We start from the raw sequence: 10,025 nt of genomic DNA, 5'->3' as shown, positions 1-10,025 counted from the left end.
CCGGGCGGGGTGTGTAAAATAAAAAATTTCTGCCGGGGCCGGTGGGGGCTTGGGGTGCTTTGGCCGCCTATATCGCCCGGGTGGTGGGGGCCGCCGGTACCGGGGGGGCCGTCGCCACCGGGTGATCAGCGGCTGGTGCTGAGCTGGAACGTACGGGTCGCATCCAGGTAGATGCTGTACTGGGCCTGCTTGCTCGGCGGCGGCAATTGCGAGACCAGCTGGTTCAGCGAGGTCGTGGCACCCACCACGGGGATTCCCGCGACGTAGAGATCGGCGACCGCCCGCCGGATATGGTTCGGTGAGGTGACCGCCACCGCGCTGTGGGCGCCGAGACCGTGCAGGATTTCCGCACTGAACAGCGCGTTCTGCACGGTGGAGCCGGCCCGGTTCTCCACGTGGATCCGGCTCGCCGGAATCCCGCGTCCCACCAGCCAATTACGCATGGCCTCGGCCTCGGTGATCCCGTTGCTGGGGTTGTATCCGCTCACCACGATGGGGGAGAACGGCGAGGCGATGGCCTGCAGCCAGGCGGCCTGCAGCCGGTCGGCCAGTTCGGGCCGGGGCGTGCCGTCGGGCAGCAGACCGTAACCGAAGACCACGATCCCGGTCTGCGGCCCGACCAGGGCGGGCAGCGGATTGGGGAGCGTGGCGATCCCCGCCCCGATCCCGTGCAGGACGCGATCGGTGCCCGCGGCCATCCCCGGGTCGACGACCCGGAGCCGCCCCATGGCGTCGTTCATGGCCGGGATGTCACCGGCGTAATGGGACCAGATCGCCTGCAGCGACAAGGCCTCGGCATCGGCCGGATCGCGGCCGATGAGATCGCGCAGTACGGCGCGGCCCGCGGCCGAATCACCTTCGGTGAAATGACGCTGGGCGGAATTGTAGAGGGCGTCCGTTTCGGGACTGGCCTGAGCGGGCGTGCCGAAAAGACCGGCGAGAGACACACTTGCGGCGGCGGCGATCGCCACCAGATATTGCAGACCTCTGCGATTGTGCACTACGGCGACACCTTTCCACGGGGGAGCTGGTTCTCGTAGGTGATCGGGTCGGAACTGACGGATTTGCGGTACGTGGCAACTCACCATAGAGCCGGGCAGGGCCGGGACCGCGGATTTGCGGCTGTCCGACTCGTGACATGTCTCAAACCCGGCAACGTCCACATATCCGCGGATCCGGCGGTACCCTCGCAGCCTTCGCGCCGTGTCGTGTGACGCCCTCGCGGGTCGCGTCCGGCCGCGGCGCTAGGGTGGATGCTCGTGGATACCGCATCGCTGACCGGGAAAGACCTCGCCGCCGCTCTCAACGCGGAGACGACCGCGCGGGCGCAGGCCCTCACCGAGCAGATCGGCCGGGCACCGCGCCTGGCGCTGATCGTCGCCAACGACGATCCGGCCAGCGCCTGGTACGTCAACTCGCTGAAGAAATCGGCCGCCAACCGCGGTATAGACTGCGACACAGTCGATCTGGGTGCCGACGCCTCGGCCGAAACGCTGCGGACGGAACTCTCGGTGCGCAGCGCCGATCCGGCCACCGATGCGATCATGCTGCAGACCCCGTTGCCGGCCGGGGTGACCCTCGACGACGTATCCCCGGCGATCGCCGCCACCAAAGATGTGGACGGGGTGAGCCCGCTGTCGCTTGGCCTGCTCACCGCCGGATCGGCCGGCTTCGCGCCCGCTACCGCCGAGGCCGTGGTCGAACTGCTGAAACATCACGGGATCGCGCTCGAGGGCCGCCACGTCGCCGTCGTCGGCCGCTCCAACGTGGTCGGTAAACCGCTGGCCCAGCTGCTGCTGACGGAGAACGCGACGGTCACTATCTGCCATTCCCGCACCACGGATCTGCCCGCGGTGACCTCCGCCGCCGATATCGTGGTCGCCGCCGCCGGCCGGATCGGACTGGTGACCGGTGCGAACCTGCGTCCCGGCGCGGTGGTGATCGATGTGGGGACCAACGAAGCGGCCGACGGCTCGATCGTCGGCGATGTGGACCCGGAATCGGTCCGGGGCACGGCGGCCGGGCTGAGCCCGGTACCGGGCGGCGTCGGGCCGGTGACCACCGCGCTGCTCATGCGGCATGTGGTGATCGCGGCCGAACAGGCCGGTCGGACCGCGCCCGCGTGAGCTTCCGTCCACGGGGGTTGTGGCCTGCGTGTTTGGTGACCGGCTCGATACGGGTAGCGCTAGAGAGTACGGTCCATCGGGCCGTACCCACAGTCGAGCTAAGGTGACATCGTGAACGTCGAAGTGACACCCTTGCCGGGAATAGGCGTCCGCAAGGACTTTCCACTCACCACGGTGCGCCGGCGGATCGGGGTAGTCGACCACAAGGACGGGACGATCGACCTGATCTTCACCAAGATCGGTGATCCGGATGCCACCACGCAGATCCCGATGACCGAGGCCGAGGCCGGGACACTCGCTAATCTGCTGGGTGCGCCGCAATTGGTGGGTCAGCTGCGTAACGAACACCGCGATATGGACGGGGTGAACACCCGCCAGCTCCCGGTGGGGGAGAACTCCCCCTACGACGGGCGCACCCTGGGCGAGACACGGATGCGGACCCGTACCAAGGCCTCCATCGTGGCGGTGATGCGCGCAGGCCAGGCAATGCCGGCACCGGGACCCGATTTCGTATTCACCGGGGGCGATGTGCTGATCGTGGTGGGGACTTCCGAGGGTCTCGACGAGGCCGCGGACATCCTGAAAGACGGCTGATCCGCCGGCGATGAATGCGACCACGCTGGCAATGATCCAGCTGGGGGCGGTGTTCTTCGGGCTCGGCGTGCTCGGACGCATCGCGGCCCGGATCGGCATGTCCCCGATACCCCTGTATTTGCTCGGCGGACTGGTATTCGGGGAAGGAGGTTTCTTCGAACTCCACGAAGCCGACGAGTTCATCCATCTCGCCAGTGAGATCGGCGTGGTGCTGCTGTTGCTGCTGCTCGGCCTCGAATACAGTGCGGCCGAGTTGTTCACCGGTATGCGCCGATCCTGGATGGCCGGTCTGCTCGATCTGGTGCTGAACGCGACACCGGGCGTGATCGTGGCGCTCCTGCTGGGACTCGGGCCCACCGGCGCCCTGGCCATGGCCGGTGTCACCTACATCTCGTCGTCCGGGATCATCGCCAAAGTGCTCAACGATCTGGGCAGGCTCGGTAACCGGGAAACGCCGGTGATCCTGTCGATCCTCGTCTTCGAGGATCTGGCGATGGCCGCCTACCTCCCGGTGCTGACGGCCGTTCTGGCCGGGCTGGGATTCGTGGCGGGCCTGCAGTCCCTGGCCATCGCCCTGGCGGCGGTCACGGTCGTCCTGGTGGTGGCGCTGCGGTACGGCAAATACGTTTCGGCGATCGTATCCAGCGAGGACCGCGAGATCTTTCTGCTGAAACTGCTGGGTTCGGCGCTGCTGGTGGCCGGGGTCGCCTCGGCGCTGCAGGTATCGGCCGCGGTCGGGGCCTTCCTGCTGGGTATCGCGATCTCCGATACCACCGCGCACAACGCGACGAAAATCCTCGAACCGCTGCGCGATCTGTTCGCGGCCATGTTCTTCGTCCTGTTCGGATTGACCACCGATCCGCGCAGTATTCCGCCGGTCCTGGGCTGGGCGGTGCTGCTGGCGGTGATCACCACGGTGACGAAGGTCGCGACCGGCTGGTGGGCCGCCGCGCATGCCGGATCGTCGAACCTGGGCCGCGCCCGCGCCGGTGCCGCGCTGGTGGCGCGCGGCGAGTTCTCCATCGTCATCGCGGGCTTGGCCGTGGCGGCGGGCGCCGTACCCGACGAATTCGCCGCCCTGGCGACGACCTATGTCCTGCTGATGGCGGTCGTCGGCCCGATCGCGGCCCGCGTGGTGGAACCGGTACTGCGGTTCGTGACCCGCCAGCCGAAACCGGAACCGGATACCGCTGACGAATGACGGCGCCGGTCACAACGCTGTAGTGCCACCGTCGCCCCGGTCTGCATTGCGATGTCCGGTGAATCCTCGGCGAGTAGGAGGGCGCCGACGGTCGTTGATTCGTATCGTCGGCGGCAGGCGCTCGAGCCGTCGACCGGGACGCCGGCGGTCCGGTGGCCCGGCGGTTCCGGCCGAACCGGATGCGTTCGGTACGGGGCCCGGCGTGGAGATCCGCCGATCGGCCTCCGCGGCGAAGGAGGCCGATCGGCGAACCGGAGGGCCGCCGGTCAGGCGGCAGCGGCCGAATACAGGGACCGCAGCACGGTGGCCGGGTCCTCGACATCGACGACGAGCCGGGTGTAATCGGTGCCGCGGAGATCGATCCGCACCGCCTTACCACCGAAAAGTGTGTCCCAGAATTCCTTGCGACCCTTGCCGCGGAAGGTACCGGCCGCGATCGCGCCCGGGAAGAAGGCGCCGGGCGCGCGGACCCAGGGCGGGCGCAGATCGATTTCTGCGGGGGCGACCGCCGCGATATTCGCCAGATCGAAGGTGATCCGGTCGCGCAGCGACAGCACCCGGTGCGCGCCGCGGACCTGAACAGTGACGCTGGTGCCGGTGATCTCGATATCCACCATGGGTTCCTCCCGGGGCCGAGTTCCGCTCGTCTACTACCAGAGTGCCGCCGGGATCTGTCGGTTGGCTGTGCTGCTGCTGTGAATGTTCTCAGGTTCGCTGTTTACCGGGTCACCGCAGGTGACGGCGACCGTGCGCGGATGGCCCGGTCCCGCGGTGGCGCGGCGCGGGCGGTATCGGTCAGACTCGTCGGTGTGGAACAGAAATCGAACGAGTGCCCGGCCCCGTGCCGGGGAACTCGGCGGGCCGGCCGGCGCCGGTACGCGTCGAGTCGAGGTGATACGAGGTGACCGCACTCGCTCCGGGGGAGAACCGGCCGGCGCCGGGCGACCGTTTGACCGTCACTGTGACATGTTCGGCGGCGGTGGATGTCTCGGCGCTCCTGCTTGCCGCTGATGGCAAGGTCCGGTCGGACGGGGACTTCGTCTTCTTCAATCAACCCGCCGGCCCCGGCGTCACCTATCGGCACGGCCGGGGCGCCGGTGACGCGGTCGATGTGCAGACGCAGGTGCTGCCGGCCGATATCGACAAGGTCGTGGTCACCGCGAGCCTGGACGGCAGCGGACCGCCGGCCTTCGGCTCGGTGGGATCGCTGACGGCGACGATCACGGGCCCGCAGGGCACACTCACCTTCCCGGTATCCGGGTTGAGCACCGAAACCGCGGTGGTGTGCGTGGAGATCTATCGCCGGGCCGGTGCCTGGAAGGTGCGGGCGGTGGGGCAGGGCTACGACAACGGCCTCGCCGGTATCGCCACCGATTTCGGGGTCAATGTGGACGACGACCCCGTACCGCCGGCGCCCGCGCCGCCGGAACAGCCACCGGCCTCCCGCACCGACCCGACCATGGTTGCCAACCCCGTGGCGGCGCAACAGTATTCGCCTCCGCCGGCGCCGAATATGCCGCCCGCGCCGGGGTATCCGCCGCCCGCGGCTCCCTATTCGCCGGTACCACCCGCGGCTCCCTACCCCCAGGGACCGCCGCCGGCCCCGGCACCCTATCCCTCGGGGCATCAGCCGGCACCCGGCCACCCCGCATCGCAGCCCTATCCGCCGCAGCAGCCGTATCCGCCCGCCGCCGCGTATCCGGCGGCACCACAGCACAATCCAGCACACTTTCCTCAGCAAGGAGCTCAGCCGATGCACAGCGAGCTGTTCGACCCGCGTCATGCCGAAGTCTCTGGTATGGGCATCCAGAAGCAGGGCGGCAAGATGATCAAGGTCGGGGTGAACGGCGAAACGCTGGTCCGCTCCGGCTCCATGGTCGCCTACCAGGGCGACCTGCATTTCCAGGCGCTCGGCTCCGGCGGTATCGGCCGCGCCATCCAGCAGCGGCTCACCGGTGAAGGGGTGCCACTGATGAAGGTCTCCGGCCGCGGTGATCTCTTCGTCGCCAACGGCGCCGCCGATGTGCACATCATCGATCTGGACGGCACCGACGGGCTCACCATCAACGGCTCGAACGTCCTGGCCTTCGACCCGACACTGGGCTACGACATCCGGATGGTGCAGGGCGCGGCCGGGCTTGCCAGCAACGCCGGATTGTTCAACTGTGTGTTCTCCGGCCGCGGCCGGATCGCCATCACCAGCCACGGCACACCGGTCGTCCTGAATGTCGACCAGCCGACCTACGCCGATCCGCAGGCGGCCATCGCCTGGTCGTCGAGCTTGCAGACCGGGGTCAAACGCAACGATTCCTTCGGGCTGGGCCGGCTGATGGGCCGTAGCACCGGAGAGGGGATCACCCTGTCGTTCTCCGGCCGGGGTTTCGTCATCGTGCAGCCGTCCGAGCTACCGCCCGGCGGCCTCCTCGGTGGTACCGGTGGCGGCCAGGAGGCGGGCCAGAGCGGTGGACTGCTCGGCGGTCTACTCGGCTAGCGCGGCGCGTGCGGCTCCCGGCGTGCGCAGTGTCGGAGACGTCGCCGCCGCGGCGCCGGTCGAACAGGCCCGGGCGTGTCCGGTACCGGTCGACCACGGCTCCGTGGCGGCCGACCTGCTGGTCGCGGGCTGTATTCGGCCTGCCCTGAACGCTATCGATACCGACGCCTCCGGCGATGTTGTGGTATCGACAACCCATGGTGAAGAGCGCTCGGTACGACGTGGTGATCGTGGGCGGCGGGCACAACGGGCTCGTCGCGGCGGCCTATCTGGGCCGGGCAGGGTATTCGGTACTCGTGCTGGAACAGGCTGCCGTCGCCGGCGGCGCGGCGGTATCCGCGCAGCTGTTCGCGGGGATCGATATCCGGGTATCGCGGTACTCGTACCTGGTCAGCCTGCTTCCGGACCGGATCGTGCGCGACCTCGGATTACGATTCCGCATCCGTAAACGCCGGATCTCCTCCTACACCCCCACCGGCGATACAGGTTTGCTGGTGGACAACGGCTCCACGGCGGCCACGCGGGACAGCTTCGCCCGGGTCACCGGGTCGGACCGGGAATTCGCGGCCTGGCAGCGGTTCTATGCGATGACCGGTGAGGTCGCCCGTGCGGTGTTCCCGACCCTCACCGAACCGCTGCCCACCCGGGAAGAACTCCGGCAGCGGGTCGGGGCGCGCCACTGGGCGGCGCTGTTCGAGCAGCCGCTGGGGGAGACGATCGAGGCGTACTTCGCCGATGATCTGGTCCGCGGCGTGGTGTTCACCGATGCGCTGATCGGTACGTTCACCCATGCCCACGATCCGTCGCTGGCCCAGAACCGCTGCTTTCTGTATCACGTGATCGGCGGGGGCACCGGCGACTGGGACGTGCCGGTGGGCGGAATGGGCGCCTTGACCGACGCCCTCCTCGCCTGTGGGCGTTCGGCCGGAGCGGAAATGGTGACCGGCGCCGAGGTCGTGGGGGTGGCCACCGACGGTGAGACGGCCCAGGTTCGTTTCGTTATCGATGGCGGTTCGCCGGGCGTGGTCGACGCCCGATATGTCCTGGCGAATGCGGCACCCACCGAACTGGCGCGACTCCTCGGCGAACCGGCGGATACGGAACCCGAAGGCGCGCAGTTGAAGATCAATATGGTGCTGGACCGGCTACCCCGGCTGCGCGATACCGCAACCGATCCCCGGGACGCGTTCGCGGGGACCTTCCATATCGCCGAATCCTACGAACAACTCGACCGCGCCTACCGCGCGGCCGCCCCCCGGCGGCGAACCGCCCCCCCCCCCGCGGTGATATAAAGGCCAAACCACACCCAAACCACCAAACACCCCCCCCCCCCCCCCCGCGCGCCCGCCGCCGGGCGGCTACCGGCCGCGCCGCCGTCGGAGATCTACTGCCATACCCTCACCGATCCGAGCATCGCCGGTCCCGGCGTGTCGGGCACCCGGCATACGCTCACGCTGTTCGGCTTGCACACTCCCGCACATCTTTTCGCGGCCGACCCGCGAGCGGCGAAGGAGACCGCCGTCGCTGCTGCGCTGGACGGGCTGAACGCGGTACTGGCCGAGCCGGTACAGGAATGCCTGGCCCGCGACGCCCACGGCGCGCCCTGTCTGGACGCGGCCACCCCGGTCGATCTGCAGCGGACACTGCGCCTGCCCGGCGGACATATCTTCCACGGTGAGCTGTCGTTTCCGTACCGCACCGAATCCGCCGAGACGCCGGCGCAGCGCTGGGGCGTGGATACCGCGCACCGCAATATTCTGCGCTGCGGTGCCGGAACCGTTCGCGGTGGTGGCGTGAGCGGTATCGGCGGGCACAATGCCGCCATGGCGGTCCTCGAGGAAACCGCCGCCCAGCGGCCGGGAAATGCGCGGTGAATTCTGGTCGGAGAATCGGCTGCTGTACCCGCTCACGGGAGGATTCGAATACTTTGTGGCGGTAGGGTTGTCGGCTGTGGATCGGCCCGGCGGGTCGTTTCGATTTCGCTGTCCGGCGCCGAGGAGATGGACGTGGCACTCGATACCGCACCCAAGGGTGAGGCCCCCGACGACAAGGCCGCGCGTGAGCTGAAGGCGATTCGCGAGCTGGAGAACCGGCTGGCCGCGGCCTATGCGCCGGATCGCTCGCCCGCGGAGGTGGGTGTCGCGGTGCGGACGACGCATGATCGGTTCTCCGGCAGCGCCGTCCGCGATTTCGTGCCCATTCTGGTGGAGCGCGCGGTGCGCCGGGAGCTGGAGCCCGCGCAGGAACCGGAGCGCATCACCGCAATCGGGACGGACAACGCCACGGCACCGACCGAGAAGCTCACGGCGGGCTCCACCGGGAACACTGCTTCCGACCGCGGCCGCGGCCCGGCCACCGATCGGCGCGGGCTGTTCGTGCTGGCCGGTGCCGGTGTGGTGGCGGCGGGCGCCGCAGCCTGGGCCGTGACCAGGCCGGATACCGGCGCGACGCATGCGGCGGCGCCCGTCGCGGGCGCGCCGCTGACGGCTGTCACCGGGATCGTCGGATCGGAGAAGACGGCGTTCTTCGGCGATGAGCGGGTCACGGAAATCTTTGCCGCACACGGCTTCGAGGTCCGGGTGAAAGCGGCCGGTTCGCGGGAGCTCGCCACGTCGCTCGATCTGGACGGGCAGGCCTTCGCCTTTCCGTCCAGCCTGCCCGCGGCCGAGAAACTGAAACGCGAAGTGGGGGTGCGGAACCAGTTCACGCCCTTCTATTCGCCGATGGCGATCGCCACCTTCGCGCCCATCGTGGAGCTGCTCGACGCGGCCGGTGCGGTGAAATACGACGGCCCCGCTCCGGCGCTCGACTTCTCCGCCTATATCGATATGGTCCAGCGCGGTGTGCAGTGGGACGAATTGGCCGGGAACCGGGCCTATCCGGTCGCGAAGAATATCCTGATCAGTACTACCGATATCCGGACCTCGAATTCGGCGGCCATGTATCTGGCGGTGGCCGGTTATGTGGTCAACGATCACGCCGTGGTGCGCGGCGCGACCGCCGAACAGCATGTTCTGCCCACCCTGCAGCGGCTGTTCCTGGCCCAGGGGTACACCGAGGGCTCGAGTACCGGACCGTTCGAGGAGTACCTCACCGCGGGTATGGGTGCGACCCCGATGACCTGGATCTACGAGGCGCAGTATGTCGCCGCGGCCGTCGCCGGCCGCCTGCGCGAAGATATGGTCCTGCTGTACCCGTCGCCGACGGTGCTGTCGCGGCACACCCTGGTTCCGCTCACCCCGGAAGGGGAGGAGATCGGGGCTCTGCTGCACAACGACCCCGACCTGCAGGCGCTGGCCGCCGAACACGGGTTCCGTACCGGTGACGCGGCCCGGTTCGACGAGGTGGTGACCGAGCACGAGGTGCAGGTCAGCCCGGATGTGGTCGATGTGGTCGATGTACCGGCCTACGAAACCCTCGAACACTTGCTCGATGGGGTCGCGGGCGCCTACTGACAGCGCCGGGGGGGGCCCCGGCCGGGCCCCCCCGGGGCGCAGCCCCCGGGGGGGGGGCCCAGGTTGGGGAGTAAGGCCCGGGTGAGGCAGACGTCGACGGTGTCTTTCCAGTCTGCGAGGGAGAGGGCGTTAATCGTTCCGGGGCGGGAGATTCCGGC

General features: G+C 68.8%; 7 protein-coding genes and 1 pseudogene. 6 read left to right on the top strand and 2 right to left on the bottom strand.

Features of this window, described 5'->3' with window-relative positions; genetic code table 11:
* Nucleotides 1-125: 125 nt before the first annotated feature.
* Nucleotides 126-1,001 carry a YdcF family protein gene (locus QH195_RS14185; protein WP_280420541.1) on the bottom strand — a complete coding sequence of 292 codons (876 nt, stop codon included), beginning with the start codon at nucleotides 999-1,001 and terminating at the stop codon, nucleotides 126-128.
* Between the two features lie 258 nt (nucleotides 1,002-1,259).
* Between QH195_RS14185 and QH195_RS14180 the strand changes: the two genes are divergently transcribed.
* The 3 genes from QH195_RS14180 (at nucleotide 1,260) to QH195_RS14170 (ending at nucleotide 3,921) form a co-directional block, all read left to right on the top strand.
* Entirely contained in the window at nucleotides 1,260-2,126 is an 867-nt protein-coding gene (locus QH195_RS14180) for a bifunctional 5,10-methylenetetrahydrofolate dehydrogenase/5,10-methenyltetrahydrofolate cyclohydrolase (protein ID WP_280435699.1), read from the top strand.
* 111 nt (nucleotides 2,127-2,237) lie between these two features.
* A complete protein-coding gene (locus tag QH195_RS14175; protein WP_280420539.1) occupies nucleotides 2,238-2,720 on the top strand; it encodes a cation:proton antiporter regulatory subunit in 483 nt (160 codons plus the stop codon).
* Between the two features lie 10 nt (nucleotides 2,721-2,730).
* Nucleotides 2,731-3,921: a cation:proton antiporter gene (locus tag QH195_RS14170; protein ID WP_280420538.1), complete on the top strand. Its 1,191-nt coding sequence runs from the start codon at nucleotides 2,731-2,733 to the stop codon at nucleotides 3,919-3,921.
* Between the two features lie 266 nt (nucleotides 3,922-4,187).
* Here the strand turns inward: QH195_RS14170 and QH195_RS14165 are convergent, their stop codons facing one another.
* Complete coding sequence (locus QH195_RS14165; RefSeq protein WP_280420537.1) at nucleotides 4,188-4,538, bottom strand: hypothetical protein; 351 nt, start codon at nucleotides 4,536-4,538, stop codon at nucleotides 4,188-4,190.
* A 284-nt stretch (nucleotides 4,539-4,822) separates the two neighbouring features.
* On the opposite strand from QH195_RS14165, the gene QH195_RS14160 reads away from it, so the two are divergent.
* The 3 genes and pseudogenes from QH195_RS14160 (at nucleotide 4,823) to QH195_RS14150 (ending at nucleotide 9,867) form a co-directional block, all read left to right on the top strand.
* Entirely contained in the window at nucleotides 4,823-6,412 is a 1,590-nt protein-coding gene (locus QH195_RS14160) for an AIM24 family protein (protein WP_280435698.1), read from the top strand.
* A 197-nt stretch (nucleotides 6,413-6,609) separates the two neighbouring features.
* Nucleotides 6,610-8,286, top strand: a pseudogene (locus QH195_RS14155) (phytoene desaturase family protein).
* Between the two features lie 132 nt (nucleotides 8,287-8,418).
* Complete coding sequence (locus QH195_RS14150) at nucleotides 8,419-9,867, top strand: three-helix bundle dimerization domain-containing protein (protein ID WP_280435697.1); 1,449 nt, start codon at nucleotides 8,419-8,421, stop codon at nucleotides 9,865-9,867.
* Nucleotides 9,868-10,025: the final 158 nt, after the last annotated feature.

It is taken from the genome of Nocardia carnea (assembly GCF_029868855.1).
In the GTDB taxonomy this organism is placed as follows: Bacteria; Actinomycetota; Actinomycetes; order Mycobacteriales; family Mycobacteriaceae; genus Nocardia; species Nocardia carnea_A.
This window is presented reverse-complemented; position numbering and strand designations above follow the sequence as displayed.